Consider the following 17,568-nt stretch of genomic DNA (forward strand, 5'->3'; position numbering starts at 1 on the left):
CCTATCAGTCACCGATCATTTTGTAGGTTTCACAGTGACTGGCGCCTTGCCCGCCTTCATCTGCTCCAGCAACGGCGCGCACTGATTAGGCTCACCACCGCTCGGCGCCACCAGCGCCAGCAGCCCGGCCGCCGGCGCTGCAATCACGCCCAGCGCCACCATCCCCGCGCCGCGCAGCATCAGCGGCACGGCCTTGACTCCGGCGTCCGGCTTGATGAACTTACCACGCACGTACAACGGTGAACGCAGCGAAATCAGACGCCAGCCCTTGGATTCCGGCGTTACCGTCAGATCCAGTTGCTCGGTGGCCATGTTCGCGGTGCCGTCGATGTAGATGATCGCGTTCTCGGTATCGAACACGAACAGCCGCGTGCTCGCCAGGCCGGTCTTGATATCGAAGTCCGCCGCCGCGCAGTTGATCTTCACTTCCTTGTCGCCGAAGACTTTGCCGACCACGTAGTTGCCGACATTGAGTCCCGCCAGTTCCATCAGTTCACGACTGATTGCACCGTCGTTGATCAGCATCTTCAGGTTGCCGTTGGCCCCGCCCAGCAGTTTGGCTACGGAGTTGCCGCGCCCGCTGATGTCGGCATCGCCATTGAGTTCGCCGAAACTGGTTTTCATCGGCTCGAAGGTCGGGAACAACTGCTTGAGCTTGAAGCCACGCGCGGTCAGTTTGGCCCGGCCTTCCAGCGGTTCGGTGCGACCGTTGAGGCGGATCTGCGCGTCCAGCTTGCCGCCGGCCACGCCGAAGCGCAGCGGCTCTAGGCTGAGTTCGCCGTCGTTGAGTTTCAGGTGGGTATAAAGGTCGGTGAACGGCAGTTTTTCACTGTGGACGATGCGCTTGCCGGTGAACTCGACGTCGGCATCCATCGCGCGCCAGCGGTCGGTCTTGAACTCTTCCACCGGCAGCACTTTGTCGGTCGGCTGCTTGCTCTCGCCGCCGCGGGCCTTTTGCTTGTCATTCGAGTCGGCGCCGATCAGCGGCGCGAGGTCGGCGAACAACAGCTGATTGGACAGCAACGCGCCGCTGAGTTTTGGCCGTGGCTGGCTGGCGACGTAGGTCAGGTCACCGTGAATGTCGCTGCCACCGATCTTGCCGTTGAACTGCTCATAGGTGAATTTGGCGCCAGCGGCGTCATGCAACTTGGCAATCAGATGACCGTCGGTGGAATACGCTGGCGTATCCGGCAGGGTCACGCCGGTCAGTGGATAAAGGTTGCCGAGGCTGGCGCCGGCCAGTTTCAAACGCAGATCGAGGGCGCCGAGGTTGAGCGGGTCGGTCAGGGTGCCGGCCAGTTCGATGCTGGTGGCGCCGATCTTCGCCTGCGCTTGCAGCGGGAACGGCTTGTTCGCATCCTGCAACGCCAGCAGCCCGCCGATCTTGCCCTGGCCGGTGAGATTCTGGCCGTGATATTGGCCTTTGACCTTCAGCGCAAACGCATAGTCTTGAGGCGCGGCGCCCTTGTCCTGGGCGGTTTTCGCGGCTTTGTCGCCGACGATCTCGCTGAACGGAATCGGCTTGCCCAGCGGATCGATCACCACGTCGAGATTGGTCTTCAGCGTCTGGTCATCCAGGGTGACGTGGCCCTTGTCGAAACCAATCGCACCAATGTCCACCACCCAGTTCGACGGTTCGGCATTCGGGTCCTTCGGATCGAACTTGAACGTCCAGTTGGCACGACCATCGGCCAGACGCTGCAGTTGCGCGTTGGGTTCGGTCAGGTCGATGCGCGGGATCGTCACCCGTTGCGCCAACAGGGCCAGCGGCGAGATGCGCAGTTCCACGCGTTTGAGCGTGACCATCTGCGGCTGCTTCGACCAGTCCGGGTTGCCCAGCGTCAGGTCTTCAGCCACCACATGCGGCCACGGCACCCAGGCCCGCCAGCCACCCTCGTCCGGCTCGCGTTGCCAGATCACTGCGAGGTTGCCGTTGATGGCGAACGGTCGATGCAGTTCTTCCGAGACTTTGGCGTTGAGCGGCGGTTTGATCCGGTTCCAATCGAAGAACACGATGATCAGAACCAGTACCGCCAGCAACAGTACGAGGATGGCGAGGGTCCAACTGAAGATTTTTCCGGTGCGCGTCATGCACAAAACTCCTGATGACGACCGCACGCCGACTTCGCGACGCACAGCTGAAACGGCGGGCCAAAGCGGCCCTCATGAAATCTACGACTGGCAAACAGTGCGCAGGTTTAATCGGAATATAGATTCCGCGGCAAAAAATCGCGCGAATGCTGACCGATTGGTCGAACAGCGTTACCGCCACCCGCACATTTGCGAGGCGCGAGTGAGTCGAAAATACCCACTGCGGTGCAAAACCAGCGCCCGCAAACGCCCGAGCTAGAGCGCCTCGGCAGAACAATCAATTCTGTTGATTATTACCATTGCGTTTATGAACTTTTATATCGACTTATCGAGAGTAGCATTGGCTTCGTACCCACTTTATCGCCCTCCCAAGGAGCAACCCATCATGAAACGCCAATTACTGCTCAGCCTTACCCTGTCGATGCTAGCCAGCACTGCTTTCGCCCTGCCCGCTGCCGATCAGGCTACCCCACAAGTAAAAACCAGCCACTCGGTGTTCAGCCAGACTGTTGCTGCTGACGGCGGTGACCGCACTCCACAAGGTCAGACCCTGGCTGAAAACGGCCGCAATCGTCTGGAAGAAAAAGGCCTGGTACAAGATGGCTACGACAAGACTCCACAAGGTCAAGCTGTAGCAGAAGGTGGCCGTGACCGTCTCGAAGAGAAAGGTCTGGTTCAGGACGGTTCCGATCGCACTCCACTGGGCCAGGCTCTGGCCTCTGATGGCAGCGACCGCACTCCACAAGGTCAAACCCTCGCTTCCGACGGCAGCGACCGCACCCCACAAGGCCAGACCCTCGCATCCGACGGCAGTGACCGCACTCCACAAGGCCAGACACTCGCTTCCGACGGTAGTGACCGCACTCCACAGGGCCAGACCCTCGCTGAAGGTGGTGGTGACCGTGTGATCGAACGCAACAGCGCTTTGAGCTAAGCCCATGGCGGCCTGGAAAAAAAGCCCGATCAGCCGATTGGGCTTTTGACTTTTTCAGCCCCGACCAATCGCAAAACCGCATTTCCCCCCATTGACTCTCCCCCGACGTTCGACGCCAGCAAAGCCGATTTGCTAGAGTGCGGCGCTTGTCCCGCTCAAGAAAACGCCTTTGCGATGCTGCCCCGCGCCGAACAGAAACAACAGACCCGCAACGCCCTGATGGACGCCGCCCGCCATTTGATGGAAAGCGGCCGAGGATTCGGCAGCCTGAGCCTGCGCGAAGTGACCAAGACCGCCGGCATCGTGCCCACCGGTTTCTATCGGCATTTCGCCGACATGGACGAGCTGGGCCTGGTGCTGGTCAGTGAAGTCGGCCAGACCTTCCGAGAAACCATCCGCCTGGTGCGGCACAACGAATTCGTCATGGGCGGCATTATCGATGCGTCGGTGCGGATCTTCCTCGACGTGGTCAGCGCCAACCGTTCGCAATTCCTGTTTCTCGCCCGCGAGCAGTACGGCGGCTCGCAGCCGGTGCGCCAAGCGATTGGCCGACTGCGCGAAAACATCAGCGCCGACCTCGCGGCCGACCTGAGGCTGATGCCCAAGCTGCAACATCTGGACGCAGCCGGCCTGAGCGTGATCGCCGACCTGATCGTCAAATCGGTGTTCGCCACCCTGCCGGACATCATCGACCCGCCCGCCGAAGCCCTGCCGGAACATCTGACGCCACAGGCAAAGATCACCCAGCAACTGCGCTTCATCTTTATCGGTCTCAAGCACTGGCAAGGGTTGGGCAGTACCGAGTAACTTGCCTTTTTTCAAACACAACGCAAATCCCCTGTGGGAGCGGGCTTGCTCGCGAAAGCGGTGTATCAGTCAACAATAAAGTGACTGCCTACCGCTTTCGCGAGCAAGCCCGCTCCCACATTGGTTTTGCGCCGCCCATATTTGGTGCATGTAAAAATCTTCACGCACCAAAACCTTCCAAAATTCTGCAACATCTTGAAACATCCACTACGCTCCGACAGGGATTTCCTACATCTCGGCCGGTTGGCAAGCCCCTTGCTCTAGCCCACTCTACAAGTCCACTGCTGGAAGCTTTCCGATGCTGGTGATTCATCGCAGAATCGACCCTCAACCTGTCTGGTCCGCCGAGTTGCACCTGACCTTCGAAGCGCGGAGCAAGAGCCGCCTGCGCTGTTTCAGTGCCGATGGCGAAGACGTCGGGTTGTTTCTGGAGCGCGGTCAGGCGCCGTTATATGACGGCGAATGCCTGCAGGCGGAAGACGGCCGCATCGTTCGCGTCTGCGCCCGCCCCGAGCAACTGCTGCACGTCACCTGCGCCAACGCCTTCGAACTGACTCGCGCCGCCTATCACCTCGGTAACCGCCATGTCGCCCTGCAAGTCGGCGACGGCTGGCTGCGCCTGCTCGACGATTACGTGCTCAAGGCGATGCTTGAACAGCTCGGCGCGCAAGTCGAAGCGATTGAAGCGCCGTTCCAGCCGGAGCACGGTGCCTACGGCGGTGGTCATCATCATTCGCGGCATGGCGACGAGGACTTCAACTACGCGCCGAAACTGCACCAGTTCGGCGTTCGTTTATGAACCCAGCCTGGGCGCTGTTGCGCCTGGCCAGTCCGCAACTGCCGATTGGTGGCTACAGCTATTCGCAAGGCCTGGAAATGGCGGTGGATAACGGCCGCGTGCACAACCCGGACAGTGCCCGGCGCTGGATCAGCGATCAATTGCTGCTCAACCTCGCCCGTTTCGAAGCGCCGCTGCTGCTCGCCCATTGTCAGGCCGCTGCCGACGAAAACTGGCCCGAGTTGCTGCGCATCTGCGAAACCCACCGCGCCAGCCGCGAGACCCGCGAACTGCATCTGGAGAGCCGGCAGATGGGGTACTCGCTGCAGCAGTTGCTCAACGGTTTGCCGGAACTCGACGCGCCGGCCCGCGGCTTTCTTGAGCAATGCGCCGAACCGCATCTGGCCCTCGGCTGGGCACTGGCTGCCCGCGCCTGGCAGATCAGCCCGCAGGACGCCCTCGCCGCGTGGCTGTGGAGCTGGGTGGAAAACCAGCTCGCGGTGCTGATGAAAACCCTGCCGCTGGGCCAGCAAGCCGCCCAGCGCCTGACCAGCGAATTGCTGCCGCTGCTGCAACAGGCGCAGCAGGACGCCAGCCAAATCAATCCCGAACACATCGGCAGCGCCGCATTCGGCCTGTCCCTGGCGTGCATGGCGCATGAGCGCCAGTACAGCCGACTTTTCCGTTCCTAGAGCCCTGTCATCTTGGAGAAGCACATGAACACACAACCCCTGCGCGTCGGCATCGGCGGCCCGGTCGGTTCCGGCAAAACCGCGTTGACCCTGGCCCTGTGCCTGGCGCTGCGCGACCGCTATAACCTGGCCGTCGTCACCAACGACATCTATACCCGCGAAGACGCCGACTTTCTGGTGCGCAACGAAGCGCTGGCGCCGGAGCGGATCATCGGCGTGGAGACCGGCGGCTGCCCGCACACGGCGATCCGCGAAGACGCCTCGATCAACCTCGAAGCGGTCGATCAACTGAACCGGCGCTTTCCGGGGCTGGACCTGATTCTGGTGGAGTCCGGCGGCGACAACCTGTCGGCGACCTTCAGCCCGGAGCTGTCGGACCTGACCATCTACGTGATCGACGTCTCGGCCGGCGACAAACTGCCGCGCAAGGGCGGGCCGGGGATCTGCAAGTCCGACCTGCTGGTGATCAACAAAATCGACCTGGCGCCGCTGGTCGGTGCCTCGCTGGAAATGATGGATAGCGACACCAAGCGCATGCGCAACGGTAAGCCATTCGTCTTCAGCAACCAGAAAACCGGCCAGGGCCTGGAAGACATCATCGCCTTCATCGAGCGCCAGGGCCTGCTGAACGCCGCCTGATTCAATGACCAACAAGGAAGCTTATCCATGACACTCAAACGCATTCTCGGCGCCGTGGCGCTGCTGCTGACCCCGGCCCTGGCCTTCGCCCACCCGGGCCACGGCGACAGCGGCTTGATCGCCGGCATCAGCCACCCGATCGGCGGCCTCGACCACTTGCTGGCGATGGTTGCGGTCGGCCTGTGGGCCGCGCAGCAGCAAGGCGCGGCACGCTGGGCGCTGCCCTGCACATTCGTCGGCACCATGCTGATCGGCGGCATGCTCGGTTTTGAAGGGCTGCAACTGCCGGCGCTGGAAAGCGGAATTGCGGCTTCGGTGCTGGCGCTGGGCCTGGCCGTGGCGTTGGCGGTGCGTCCGCCGCTGGTAATGGCGGTGGCGGCGACGGCGTTGTTTGCGCTGTTCCATGGTGTGGCGCATGGCCTGGAACTGCCGGACATGAGCAGCCCTTGGGCGTATGCCGCCGGTTTCGTCGCGGCGACGGCGGCGCTGCATGCGGCGGGTTATGGCCTGGTGCGTGTGTTGCCTCAGGCTGCTGCACCATTGGTGCGAGTGGCGGGAGCTGCTTCGGCGGTGACCGGTGCATGGTTGCTGGCGGGTTGATTCTCTAGCGCCTGCAACTGGCCTCTTCGCGAGCAAGCCCGCTCCCACCCTGGATTTGCGGTGTACACAAAACCTGTGGGAGCGGGCTTGCTCGCGAAGGCGGACTGACAGACACCGCGTCTCTAAAGGCCGTCGCTCTGCTACCATGTCGCGCAATCGCCCCAGCCGTGACGACGTCCGCCAATGCCCCATGCTTCCCGCTCCACCTCTCTGCCCGAATTGACCGCCCTGTTCAGTGATGTGCAACAGCACTTTCTGAACGTGATCGTGCCGCTCTGGCAAGGCCCGGGCTGGAACGCCGACATGGCGCTGCCCTACGAAGCACTGGACGCCGCACATCAGCCGCTGCCGCCGCAACGCTACCGGGCGATGGCCTGCGCACGGCAGCTGTACCTGTTTTCCAGCCTGATCGGGGTTGTGGATAACGCCGAGGTGCGCGCCGCCGCGCTGTTCCGCTCGCTGCAACGGCATTTCCACGACGCCGAGCACGGCGGCTGGTTCTACAGCATCGACGCGCAAGGCAAGCCGCTGGATCAGCGCAAGGATCTCTACACCCACGCTTTCATCCTGTTCGCCTGCGCCCATTACTGGGCCAAGTCCCGCGAGCCGCTGGTGGAGTCCACACTCAACGCCGCACTGGAAGTCATTGCCCGGCGCTTCGCCACCGGTGACGGCCTGTACGAAGCGTGCCTGGACCGCGACTGGATCACCCTGCAAACCGGCCCGCTGCAAAACCCGCTGATGCACCTGGCCGAAGCGTTCCTCGCCACCCTCGCGGTACGCGAAGACGCGTCGACGCAGCAAGCGCTGGTGGAGTTATGCACAGCCATGCACAAGCAGTTCGTCGACCCGCAACATGGCGTGCTGATGGAGAAACCGCTGGGGGTTGTGGATAACTGGTACGAGCCAGGGCATCAGTTCGAATGGTATTTCCTGCTTGAGTCTTCAGCCCTGCTGCGTGGTTCGAAACTGCATGCAGCGCTGGACCGGGCATTCGCTTTCACCGAGCAATTCGGCGTTGAACAACCTTCAGGTGCGGTGCGGGCGATGCTCGATCTGCAACTGGACGGTCGCCCGAAAGATTCGACTCAGCGGATCTGGGCTCAGGCTGAATACCTGCGCGCGCTGACCTTGCGTGCGGGCAGCGAAGCTACAGTGCTGCGCCAGTTGCAGGCGCTGCAACAGCGATTTCTGCATGTGGGCGGGTGGCATGAATGCCGGGATGAACAGGGAGAGGTCAGCCGCAAGGACATGCCTTCGACGACGCCTTATCACTTGGCGACGTGCTACAGCGGTTTAGCCGAATATCTGAACTAACTGACTGAACCTATCCTGTGGCGAGGGAGCTTGCTCCCGCTTGAGTGCGCAGCACTCACAAAAATCTGGGGCCGCTTCGCAGCCCAGCGCGAGCAAGCTCGCTCGCCACAGGAGATTCAGCAGCTCTGAATCAGGCAATCCACTTCTTGTCACCGGTAAAGCTGATGGTCAACCAGCGCGCCGCATCCGGCTCGCCGAGCTGCGCCGAGATTTCCTCACGCAACGCATCCAGCTGCCCCACGCTCTGCAGCCGGTAATCCGCCGGCAACACCACATGAATCTCGATGAACCGCGCCCGCCCGTGCTTCTGCACGTAGGTCACGTAATCGTCGAAACCATGCTCGACCTTTGCCGCCTCCATAACCTGGCGCACCTGATCATCCAGGGTGTCCGGGGCAATACCCAGTACATCGCGCAACGCCGGGCCGAGGATCTTGAACGCCGGCGGCAACATGGTCAGCGCCAGGACGATCAGGATCAGCGGGTCGACAAACTTCGCCCACTCGTCAAAGCCCTGGGCCTTGAGCAGCAACGCGGCGAGAAAACTGATCAACAGGCCGACCGAGAGCATCGCGTCCACCAGCCAACTGATGTTGTCGAACTGGATCAGGCTCGACTTGAGCTTGCGATTGCGCCGACGCACGTAGAAGAAGTAGGCGAACTCGACGACGGTGAACACCGCCGCATAAATGATCACCAAGCCCAGCTCGATCTCGCGGCCGCCGTTGATGATGCCGAACACACCGTTGAGAAAGGCATAGATAGCGATCAACAGCAGGAAGCTGCCTTCGATCAGCAGCACCATCGGCTCCAGATGCCAGAAACCGAACTGAAAACGGTGATTGCTTTCCTTGGCGATCAGCCGGGCGGTGATCAGCATCAGCACTTTGATGAACGTTGCGATCAGCGAGAAAAAACCATCGAAAAGGATGGATTGGGAACCTGAAACAAAACCGGTAGCGATCCCGGCAATCGACACCGCGAACATCAGGATGGTCGATTGTTTGAGCAGTGACTGCTCACCTCGGTTACTCACGTAGCCTCCTCTAAAAACCTTTGAACCGCGGGGTGCGGTGGGGTTTGTCGGAGATGAGTTTACCTTATTGGCGATTTTGCCCGGTTTTGTGGCGAGGGAGCTTGCTCCCGCTGGGGTGCGGAGCGCCCCCCGCTCTTCAGTTCAAAAAAACGGGCCTGCTGCGCAGTCCAGCGGGAGCAAGCTCCCTCGCCACAGGGTCTTACGCCTTGTTACGCTCGATCGCAAACCCCGCCCAGGTCTGGCTCACCGGCATCAGCTCCAGGCTGTTGATGTTGATGTGTGCTGGCGCGTTGAGCACCCAGAATATCGTCTCGGCGATGTCCTGCGGCTGGATCGGCTCGGCCCCGGCGTAGGTCGCGTTGTAGCGTTCCTGGTCACCGGCAAAGCGCACCAGCGAGAACTCGCTTTCGCACAGACCCGGCTCGATGTTGCTGACACGCACGCCAGTGCCCTGCAGGTCGCAACGCAGGTTCAGCGAGAATTGCTTGACGAACGCCTTGGTCGCGCCATACACGTGGCTGCCCGGGTACGGGTAGTTTCCGGCGATGGAGCCGAGGTTGACGATACCGGCGCCACGGCCGTGGGCGATCAACCGTGGCAACAGCAGACGGGTGCTGTACATCAGGCCTTTGACGTTGGTATCGACCATGGTGTCCCAGTCGTCGAGGTCGCATTTGGGCGCCGGATCGACGCCCAGCGCCAGCCCGGCGTTGTTGATCAGGCCACGCAGCTTGGCGAACGACGGCGGCAGATTGGCAATTGCCTCTTCCATCGCCTTGCGGTCACGCACGTCGAGCACCAGACCATGCACTTCGGTCTGCTTCGACAGTTCTGCGCACAGCGCATTCAGGCGTTCCTCACGACGACCGGTCAGCACCAGTTTCCAGCCTGCCTCGGCAAAACGACGGGCACAGGCTTCACCAAAACCGGACGTCGCGCCGGTAATAAACAGGGTGTTGGACATCGTGTTCTCCTTGCATCGACCGCCGTGCGGTCATTGGAATGGACAATCAGCAGGCAGCATGCCCGGCCCCGCTTTAACCGGCAACCACCGAATCCTGCTCATTAATTGATCAATGGCCGCCACGCCATATGCACCGTGGCCTGTAGCCATGTGCACGCATGTTATCCACAGCCCCTTCCACAGTTTCCGGGGGCAAGTGAAAAAGCGTAAAGCCGCGCCACACAAGGCTTTGCGGGCGAAATAGAAAGTTTTTTGCTTGACCCTGATCTGACAGTTGTGCCGGTGATGGCATTCTGCACGACTGCACGGTCACAGCCGTGTTTGCGCGAGGCCAGTAATCACGGTGCTCCGCGCGGTCTTTCCAGAGTTTAATCACAGACTTATCCACAAGCTTGCGCACATGGAATTGCCGATTCTGCAGCGGCCATAAAAAGGTTGACAAAGGCGTCTATCGTTATCGCAAAAGCACCTGATCAAAAAACAATCACCACGCTACAAGCCACGGTTCCAATGGCCTGCAGACAGCTACACCCACGTTATTCACAGCCAGCTCCACAGCAAACGGGGACAAGTCGAAACTGTGGAAAAACAGCCATTTGCAGCGTCTATATGTCGCGCTTTGGCAGGTGTGGGAATTTGTTTTCCACAATTCTGAAATCTGGCGTAGATCAACTGTGGGAGCGGGCTTGCTCGCGAAGAGGGTGTGTCATCAAACACGGCGTTATCTGACACACCCTCTTCGCGAGCAAGCCCGCTCCCACAAGGGACTTGTGCTGGATTTGAGATGTAAAAAGCCCCGGGACTTTCGTCGCGGGGCTTGTGGACAACTCAAGCAGAATCAGTGCCCGCCCAGATAAGCGTTGCGCACCTCCTCATTCACCAGCAGCTCTTTACCAGTGCCAGTCAGGCGAATCTCGCCGTTGACCATCACGTACGCCCGATCCGACAGCTTCAGCGCATGGTTGGCGTTCTGCTCGACGAGGAAAATGGTCATGCCGGTTTTCGCCAGTTCCCGCAGGGTGGCGAAGATCTGTTTCACCACGATCGGCGCCAGGCCCAGGCTCGGTTCATCGAGCAGCAGCAATTTCGGCCGGCTCATCAGCGCACGGGCGATGGCGAGCATTTGTTGCTCGCCGCCGGACATGGTCATCGCCCGCTGGGTACGGCGCTCTTCGAGCCGCGGGAACAGCTCGAACATGCGCTGCATATCCTCCTTGGCGTACTTGTCGCCAATCGGGATGGTGCCCATCAGCAGGTTCTCCTCGACGGTCATGTCGGGGAACACCCGCCGCCCTTCCGGCGACTGCGCAATGCCGTTGGAGGCGATGTAGTGCGAGGACTTGTGAGTGATGTCGACGCCTTGATAGAGGATCTGCCCGCCCGCCGCGCGCGGCTGGCCGAAGATCGACATCAGCAGCGTCGATTTACCCGCGCCGTTGGAGCCGATCAGGCTGACGGTCTCGCCTTCGTTGATCTGCAGCGACACGCCTTTGAGGGCCTGGATCGGGCCGTAGAACACGTCCAGGTCTTTCAGTTCGAGGATCGGTTTGCTCATACCAGCTCCTCTTCGTCGGCGCCCAGGTAGGCGGCAATCACTTTTGGATCGTGGCGGATCGCGTCGGGCCCGCCTTCGGCGATGACCACGCCGTGATCCAGCACCACGATGTGGTCGGAAATGCTCATGACCATGCCCATGTCGTGTTCGATCAGCACCACGGTCAGATCGTGCTCGTCGCGCAGCAGCCGGATCATCGCGCTCAGCGCTTCGGTTTCCTGAGGGTTGAGGCCGGCGGCCGGTTCGTCGAGGCAGATGATCTGCGGCCGCGTGCACATGGCCCGGGCGATTTCCAGACGGCGTTGCTGACCGTAGGACAGTTCACCGGCCAGACGGTTGGCGCAGTCCACCAGATCGACCACTTCCAGCCAGTAGAAGGCGCAGTCCAGCGCATCGCTTTCGGCCTTGCGGTAGCCCTTGGTGTTGAGGATGCCGGCGAGCATGTTGCGGTTGACCCACATGTGCTGCGCCACCAACAGATTTTCCAGCACCGACATTTCCTTGAACAGGCGAATGTTCTGGAACGTCCGGGCCAGGCCGGCGCGGTTCACCAAGTGCGTACCGCCGAACATCTTGTAGTACAGGCGACTGAGGAAGCTTTTCGGCGACACGAAGTCGGTCGGCTTGAACGATTCGCCCAGTAGCTGGATGACGTTGGTCTGCTTGCCGCGCACGTTGAGTTCGATCTTGCCGCCGGAGGCCTTGTAGAAACCGGTCAGGCAGTTGAACACCGTGGTCTTGCCGGCGCCGTTGGGGCCGATCAGAGCGAAGATCGAGTTGCGTTTGACCTTGAGACTGACATCGCTCAAGGCCTTGATGCCACCGAAGTGCATCATCAGTTTTTCCACAGAGAGTACGACTTCACTCATGGCGCAGTCCTCTCATAGTGAATGGCACCTTTGCGTGGAGTGACCCCGGTACGGCTGATGCGGATCAGCCCGCGTGGTCGCCAGATCATCATCAACACCATCAGAATGCCGAACAGCAGCACGCGGTATTCGGCGAAGCCGCGCAGCAGTTCCGGGGCAACCGTCAGCACGAACGCTGCAATCACCACGCCGATGGTCGAGCCCATGCCGCCGAGCACGACGATGGCGAGGATCAGTGCCGATTCGAAGAAGGTGAACGAGGTCGGGTTGACGAAGCCTTGATAGGTGGCGAAAAACACCCCGGCCAGCCCGGCGGTCGATGCACCGATAGTGAACGCCGAGAGCTTGACCAGCACATGGTTGAGGCCCATCGAGCGGCAGGCGATTTCATCTTCGCGCAGCGCTTCCCAGGCGCGACCCACCGGCATTTTCACCAGACGATGCTTGATGTACAGCACGGCCAGCACCACCAGGAACAACACCGCGTAGATGAAGTAATACTTCACGTCCGGGTTGTAGGCGATGCCGAAAAACTCATGGAACGGCACCCCACCATCCTTGGCCCGTTTGCCAAATTCCAGGCCGAAGAACGTCGGCAGTGGCGCCGGCATCCCGTTCGGACCGCCGGTCAGCGACAGCCAGTTGTTGAGGATCAGGCGGATGATTTCACCGAAGCCCAGGGTCACGATCGCCAGATAGTCACCGTGCAGACGCAGCACCGGGAAACCGAGGATGCAGCCGGCCAGGCCTGCGGTGATCGCCGCCAGTGGCAGCACGGTCCAGAAGCCCAGCCCGAGGTATTGATAACCCAGCGCCAGACCGTAGGCACCGATGGCGTAGAACGCCACGTAACCGAGGTCGAGCAGGCCGGCCAGACCGACCACGATGTTCAGCCCCAGCCCCAGCAGCACGTAGATCAACCCGAGGATGACCACGCCCAGCAGGTACGAGTTGGAGACAAACGGCACGATGACCGCGAGCACAATCAGCAGCGGGATGATCCAGCGCAGCGAGGATTTGTGATCGGCAGGCAGTACGTGTACACCGGAACCGGTGCTCTCGAATCCGTCGAGAATCTTCAGGCCCCTGGGCGTCTGCAGAAACAGACTCAAGGCAAAACGGCCGATCATCACAATGCCGATAAGCCACGCGACGCGGGTCGGCTCAAGATTGAAGCTGTAGCCTTCGAGCACGACGCCGACAATCGGGCCGAACACGATCAGGGCAATGAGGCCGGCCAGAATCGCCTCAACCAGACTTTTTTTGATATCGATGGATTTTTGGGTGGTTGAAGACATCGCTTACACCTTCGACACAAGAGGACGGCCCAACAGACCCTGAGGCCGGAAGACCAGAACAAGTACGAGCAGCGAGAAGCTGAACACGTCTTTGTAGTCGGAGTTGACCAGGCCCGAGAACAGCGACTCGGAGATCCCGAGAATGATCCCGCCGAGCATCGCGCCGGGCAGTGAGCCGATCCCGCCCAGCACGGCGGCGGTGAACGCCTTGATGCCGATGACGAAGCCTGCGTAGAAGTCGAACGTGCCGTAGTTCATGGTGATCAGCACGCCGGCCAGGGCCGCCATCGCTGCACCGATGATGAACACGTAGGAAATCACCCGGTCGGTGTTGATCCCGAGAATCGAAGCCATCTTGCGGTCTTGCTGGGTGGCGCGGCACATGCGGCCGAGCTTGGTGTACTTGATCACGTAGGTCAGCAGGCCCATGCCGACGAACGCGGCGACCAGAATGAACACCTTGGTGTAGGTGAGCTGGACGAAACCTGTGCCGACGTCGATGCGCCAGGCACCGGTGAGCAGCGTCGGAACACCCTGTTGGCGGGCGCCCTGGCTGATCTGGGCATAGTTTTGCAGGATCAGGGAGATGCCGATGGCGCTGATCAGCGGTGCCAGTCGGGTGGAGTTGCGCAGAGGTTTGTAGGCGACGCGTTCGATTACCCAGCCATAGACGCCGGTGACGACGATGGTGAAGACCAGCGTGCCGAGCATCAACAGCGGGAAGGATTCGATACCGAAGTAAGCCAGCAGAGCCAGACTGATTGCCGCCAGGTAAGCGGAAATCATGTAAACCTCGCCGTGGGCGAAGTTGATCATGCCGATGATGCCGTAGACCATTGTGTAGCCGATGGCGATCAGGCCATAGACCGACCCGAGGGTCAGGCCGTTGACCAGTTGCTGCAGGAAAATACCATCCATAACGCAATCTCACGCAATGAGAACCTGCCCACCTGTGAGCGGGCGGTTCCTCTAGGAAAAATACAGATTTACGTCGGAGCAATGCAGACACGTTCCCCCCAACACCATCGCCTCCTGTGGGAGCGGGCTTGCTCGCGAATGCGGTGTATCAGCTACCGTTGATGGCGACTGACACCCCGCATTCGCGAGCAAGCCCGCTCCCACAGGGGTTCATGGTGTTCGGATGATCGCGTCAGCCCTTACTTCTGTTTTTCCAGCTGATGGTATTTGCCGCTCGCGTCCCACTGGTAAACCACGTAGTCGGACACTTTCAGGTCGCCTTTCTTGTCCCAGGACTTCTCACCCATGACGGTTTTCACCGGGTTGGCCTTCAGCCACTCGGCGGCTTTTTCGCCACTGTTGGACTTGGCGCCATTGAAACCGGCCGCCAGGGCCTGAATCGAAGCGTAGGCGTACAGGGTGTAGCCTTCAGGCTCGGTCCCGGCCTTGCGGAACTGCTCGACCACGGCCTTGCTTTCCGGCAGCAGGCGCGGGTCGGCGCCGAAGGTCATCAGCACGCCGTCAACGTATTGCGGGCCACCGGCGGTGGTCACCAGTTCGTCGGTAACGATGCCGTCGTCAGACATGAACTTCACGTCTTTCAGGCCTTCGGTGCGCAGTTGCTTGACCAGTGGGCCGGCTTCCGGGTGCAGACCGCCGAAGTACACGACGTCGGCGCCAGCGGCGCGGATCTTGGTGACCAGGGCGCTGAAGTCTTTCTCGCCACGGGTCAGGCCTTCGTAGATCACCGGGGTCACGCCGCGTTTGATCAACTGAGCCTTGGTCGCATCGGCCAGACCTTGACCGTAGGTGTCCTTGTCGTGGATCACCGCGACTTTCTTGCCCTTGAGCACGTCGACGATGTAGTCGCCAGCGACAATGCCTTGCTGGTCGTCACGCCCGCACATACGGAACATCGCGCTCAGACCGCGCTCGGTCACCTGCGGGTTGGTGGAACCCGGGGTGATCGCGATAACGCCGGCTTCGTCGTAGATTTCCGAGGCTGGAATGGTGGAGGAAGAGCAGAAGTGGCCGACCACGCCGGCAACTTTCTGGTTCACCAGATCCTTGGCAACCGTCACCGCCTGCTTCGGTTCGCAGGCGTCATCGCCCTTGACCAGTACGATTTTCTCGCCGTTGACGCCGCCCGCCGCGTTGACCGCGTCCGCCGCTGCCTGTGCACCCTTCATGTACTGCTCGCCAAATGCCGCGTTGGCGCCAGTCATTGGACCCGCTACACCGATTTTCACATCAGCTTGAGCAAACGCAGAAACACCCAACGCAGTAGCCACTGCGAGGGCCAGAAAGCCTTTCTTGTAAAACGTCTGGGACATGAGGTGGTGCTCCAAGGTTTTTTTTAGTTGGCACTGCGACTTCACTTCACTAAATGCTCTGAGCAAGCGCCGTGCCATCGGTTTTTTATTCTTCAAAAAGTCGCTGCTTTCTTGTTATTTCGACTGTTTCGTTCCCATTTTCATTGGGCGTGCAACCGTCTAAACCGCGGAAGGTGAAACCTTTTTAAATCTGAGGCGCAACCCGCTTGCGCCATCATTGCAACCGCGGCACCAAACGACGTGCAACCAGCCTGTAACAGCTCGCGTCACCGAACTGCACACTGCTGGTGCGGGACTGCTACAACCCGCACCATTACAGGCTAGTCGCTGCATCGAAAAGCGCCGCTTCCGGCAACATATTTCAACACTCAGATGACGATGCGCAGGCACTGGCCCGCGTGATACAGCGAGAACCCGGCTTCGTACAGGCAACTGCGCAGGCCGACACCGGCCAGGGGCTGCATCGGTGCGAAGGGGATCGGCAGGGCTTGAGGATTTCCGTTACACAGGTAGTCGGCGAAGGCTTTGCCGACCACAGTGCCGGTGGTCACGCCACGGCCGTTGTAACCGGTGACGGCCACCAGTCCGGGCGCCGGCTCGAATAGCCGCATCAAATGATCGGGGGTGAAGGCGATGCGCCCGGTCCAGGTGCATTCCCATTCCACCGGTTTCAGATGGGGGAAGTAATGTTGCTGCACCCGGTCGGCCCAGGCTTTGAGGAACCACGTCGGTTTCTGATTGCCGTTGCCCAGGCTGCCGAGCAACAACCGGCCATCCTTGTCACGACGGATGCTGCTCAGCACCTGGCGCGTGTCCCACGAGCCCTGTCCGCCGGGGAGGATGTCATGGGCCGCGTCTTCGGTCAGCGGCACCGAAGCGACCTGATAGTAGTAACCGGGGAAGAAATTGCGCTTGAGTTCGGTCCAGTCGCCTTCGGTGTAGGCGTTGGAGGCGATCACCACTTGCTCGGCGAGCACCGAACCGTGCTCGGTCTGCACTGACCATTGCTGGCCCATGCGCTCGAGACGGGTCACTGGCGAGTGATCGAACATCTGCCCGCCCAGCCCCTTCACCGCGTTGGCCAGGCCGGTGACATAGGCCATCGGGTTGAGCGTGCCGGCACGCCGGTCGAGCAGCGCCGCAGCAATCTTCTGCGTACCGGTGGCTTGTTCGCAGGCCTTGCCGGTGAGCAGCTCGACCGGCGCCCCGCGGCGCTTCCATTGTTGCTCGCGACTGCGCAGATCCGCTTCGCCCTTGGCGTTGTGCGCCATGTGCAGGGTGCCTTCGCGGCGCAACTGGCAATCGATGTTGTATTTATCCACAAGGCTGAACACCAGCGCTGGCGCCGCCCCGAGCATACGGTTGAGCTGACTGCCGACGGCTTCGCCGAATCCGGCTTCGATCTCGTCCGGCGGGATCCACATGCCGGCGTTGACCAACCCGACGTTGCGTCCGGAGCCGCCATGCCCGGCACGATGCGCTTCGAGCACGCAGACGCTTTTGCCCTTCTCCAACAGATGCAGCGCCGCCGACAACCCGGTAAACCCGGCACCGATCACGCAGACATCGACTTTGACCTCGCCCCGTAGCGCGGTGTTATCCGGGCGCTGCGGCGTGAGTTTTTCCCACAGACATTCTTCGCGTAACGGCATTGCCAGACTCCAACAGAAACCTGCCAAACACACTGCTGATCCTGT

Annotated in this window: 16 protein-coding genes; 7 read left to right on the forward strand and 9 right to left on the reverse strand. The window is 60.9% G+C overall.

Features of this window, described 5'->3' with window-relative positions:
* Positions 1-15: 15 nt before the first annotated feature.
* Complete coding sequence (locus tag NTD85_RS02990) at positions 16-2,091, reverse strand: AsmA family protein (RefSeq protein ID WP_103486493.1); 2,076 nt, start codon at positions 2,089-2,091, stop codon at positions 16-18.
* 385 nt (positions 2,092-2,476) lie between these two features.
* Between NTD85_RS02990 and NTD85_RS02995 the strand changes: the two genes are divergently transcribed.
* The 7 genes from NTD85_RS02995 (at position 2,477) to NTD85_RS03025 (ending at position 7,858) form a co-directional block, all read left to right on the forward strand.
* Entirely contained in the window at positions 2,477-3,025 is a 549-nt protein-coding gene (locus NTD85_RS02995; RefSeq protein WP_201135928.1) for a hypothetical protein, read from the forward strand.
* A 174-nt stretch (positions 3,026-3,199) separates the two neighbouring features.
* A complete protein-coding gene (locus tag NTD85_RS03000; protein WP_045122272.1) occupies positions 3,200-3,832 on the forward strand; it encodes a TetR family transcriptional regulator in 633 nt (210 codons plus the stop codon).
* A 298-nt stretch (positions 3,833-4,130) separates the two neighbouring features.
* Positions 4,131-4,631: an urease accessory protein UreE gene (gene ureE / locus NTD85_RS03005; RefSeq protein ID WP_003221180.1), complete on the forward strand. Its 501-nt coding sequence runs from the start codon at positions 4,131-4,133 to the stop codon at positions 4,629-4,631.
* Complete coding sequence (locus NTD85_RS03010) at positions 4,628-5,302, forward strand: urease accessory protein UreF (RefSeq protein WP_262141398.1); 675 nt, start codon at positions 4,628-4,630, stop codon at positions 5,300-5,302. The genes ureE and NTD85_RS03010 overlap by 4 nt, the downstream gene beginning before the upstream one ends.
* Before the next feature lie 24 nt (positions 5,303-5,326).
* Positions 5,327-5,941, forward strand: coding sequence for an urease accessory protein UreG (gene ureG, locus NTD85_RS03015; RefSeq protein WP_003221176.1), 615 nt, complete (start codon positions 5,327-5,329; stop codon positions 5,939-5,941).
* Between the two features lie 27 nt (positions 5,942-5,968).
* Entirely contained in the window at positions 5,969-6,541 is a 573-nt protein-coding gene (locus NTD85_RS03020; protein ID WP_003221174.1) for a HupE/UreJ family protein, read from the forward strand.
* A gap of 183 nt (positions 6,542-6,724) precedes the next feature.
* Entirely contained in the window at positions 6,725-7,858 is a 1,134-nt protein-coding gene (locus NTD85_RS03025; RefSeq protein ID WP_262141399.1) for an AGE family epimerase/isomerase, read from the forward strand.
* Between the two features lie 130 nt (positions 7,859-7,988).
* Here NTD85_RS03025 and NTD85_RS03030 read toward each other — a convergent pair whose 3' ends face one another.
* The 8 genes from NTD85_RS03030 to NTD85_RS03070 form a co-directional block, all read right to left on the reverse strand.
* The gene (locus tag NTD85_RS03030) at positions 7,989-8,894 is read right to left on the reverse strand and encodes a cation diffusion facilitator family transporter (protein WP_003221170.1); all 906 of its coding nucleotides are present in this window, start codon (positions 8,892-8,894) and stop codon (positions 7,989-7,991) included.
* 199 nt (positions 8,895-9,093) lie between these two features.
* On the reverse strand, positions 9,094-9,858 hold the full coding sequence (locus NTD85_RS03035; protein ID WP_003221168.1) for an SDR family oxidoreductase: 765 nt from the start codon (positions 9,856-9,858) through the stop codon (positions 9,094-9,096).
* An 838-nt stretch (positions 9,859-10,696) separates the two neighbouring features.
* Positions 10,697-11,413: an ABC transporter ATP-binding protein gene (locus NTD85_RS03040; RefSeq protein WP_047600666.1), complete on the reverse strand. Its 717-nt coding sequence runs from the start codon at positions 11,411-11,413 to the stop codon at positions 10,697-10,699.
* Positions 11,410-12,282 (reverse strand): ABC transporter ATP-binding protein, encoded by an 873-nt coding sequence (locus NTD85_RS03045; RefSeq protein ID WP_103485078.1) that lies wholly within the window; start codon positions 12,280-12,282, stop codon positions 11,410-11,412. The genes NTD85_RS03040 and NTD85_RS03045 overlap by 4 nt, the downstream gene beginning before the upstream one ends.
* On the reverse strand, positions 12,279-13,580 hold the full coding sequence (gene livM, locus NTD85_RS03050) for a high-affinity branched-chain amino acid ABC transporter permease LivM (RefSeq protein ID WP_003221162.1): 1,302 nt from the start codon (positions 13,578-13,580) through the stop codon (positions 12,279-12,281). The genes NTD85_RS03045 and livM overlap by 4 nt, the downstream gene beginning before the upstream one ends.
* Before the next feature lie 3 nt (positions 13,581-13,583).
* Positions 13,584-14,498, reverse strand: a complete 915-nt coding sequence (locus NTD85_RS03055) for an ABC transporter permease subunit (RefSeq protein WP_003221160.1) — start codon at positions 14,496-14,498, stop codon at positions 13,584-13,586.
* 239 nt (positions 14,499-14,737) lie between these two features.
* On the reverse strand, positions 14,738-15,871 hold the full coding sequence (locus NTD85_RS03065; RefSeq protein WP_003221158.1) for a branched-chain amino acid ABC transporter substrate-binding protein: 1,134 nt from the start codon (positions 15,869-15,871) through the stop codon (positions 14,738-14,740).
* Positions 15,872-16,239: 368 nt separating this feature from the next.
* Positions 16,240-17,523, reverse strand: coding sequence for an NAD(P)/FAD-dependent oxidoreductase (locus NTD85_RS03070; protein WP_262141400.1), 1,284 nt, complete (start codon positions 17,521-17,523; stop codon positions 16,240-16,242).
* Between the last annotated feature and the right edge of the window lie 45 nt (positions 17,524-17,568).

The organism is Pseudomonas sp. 13B_3.2_Bac1 (genome assembly GCF_025466205.1).
In the GTDB taxonomy this organism is placed as follows: domain Bacteria; phylum Pseudomonadota; class Gammaproteobacteria; order Pseudomonadales; family Pseudomonadaceae; genus Aquipseudomonas; species Aquipseudomonas fluorescens_H.

Coding starts and splice junctions, on each gene's coding strand:
- NTD85_RS03065 (WP_003221158.1), bottom strand. CDS start 15,871: ATGTCCCAGACGTTTTACAAGAAAGGCTTTCTGGCCCTCGCAGTGGCT.
- NTD85_RS03025 (WP_262141399.1), top strand. CDS start 6,725: ATGCCCCATGCTTCCCGCTCCACCTCTCTGCCCGAATTGACCGCCCTG.
- NTD85_RS03000 (WP_045122272.1), top strand. CDS start 3,200: ATGCTGCCCCGCGCCGAACAGAAACAACAGACCCGCAACGCCCTGATG.
- NTD85_RS03040 (WP_047600666.1), bottom strand. CDS start 11,413: ATGAGCAAACCGATCCTCGAACTGAAAGACCTGGACGTGTTCTACGGC.
- ureE (WP_003221180.1), top strand. CDS start 4,131: ATGCTGGTGATTCATCGCAGAATCGACCCTCAACCTGTCTGGTCCGCC.
- NTD85_RS03010 (WP_262141398.1), top strand. CDS start 4,628: ATGAACCCAGCCTGGGCGCTGTTGCGCCTGGCCAGTCCGCAACTGCCG.
- NTD85_RS03045 (WP_103485078.1), bottom strand. CDS start 12,282: ATGAGTGAAGTCGTACTCTCTGTGGAAAAACTGATGATGCACTTCGGT.
- NTD85_RS03020 (WP_003221174.1), top strand. CDS start 5,969: ATGACACTCAAACGCATTCTCGGCGCCGTGGCGCTGCTGCTGACCCCG.
- NTD85_RS02995 (WP_201135928.1), top strand. CDS start 2,477: ATGAAACGCCAATTACTGCTCAGCCTTACCCTGTCGATGCTAGCCAGC.
- NTD85_RS02990 (WP_103486493.1), bottom strand. CDS start 2,091: ATGACGCGCACCGGAAAAATCTTCAGTTGGACCCTCGCCATCCTCGTA.
- NTD85_RS03070 (WP_262141400.1), bottom strand. CDS start 17,523: ATGCCGTTACGCGAAGAATGTCTGTGGGAAAAACTCACGCCGCAGCGC.
- NTD85_RS03055 (WP_003221160.1), bottom strand. CDS start 14,498: ATGGATGGTATTTTCCTGCAGCAACTGGTCAACGGCCTGACCCTCGGG.
- livM (WP_003221162.1), bottom strand. CDS start 13,580: ATGTCTTCAACCACCCAAAAATCCATCGATATCAAAAAAAGTCTGGTT.
- NTD85_RS03035 (WP_003221168.1), bottom strand. CDS start 9,858: ATGTCCAACACCCTGTTTATTACCGGCGCGACGTCCGGTTTTGGTGAA.
- ureG (WP_003221176.1), top strand. CDS start 5,327: ATGAACACACAACCCCTGCGCGTCGGCATCGGCGGCCCGGTCGGTTCC.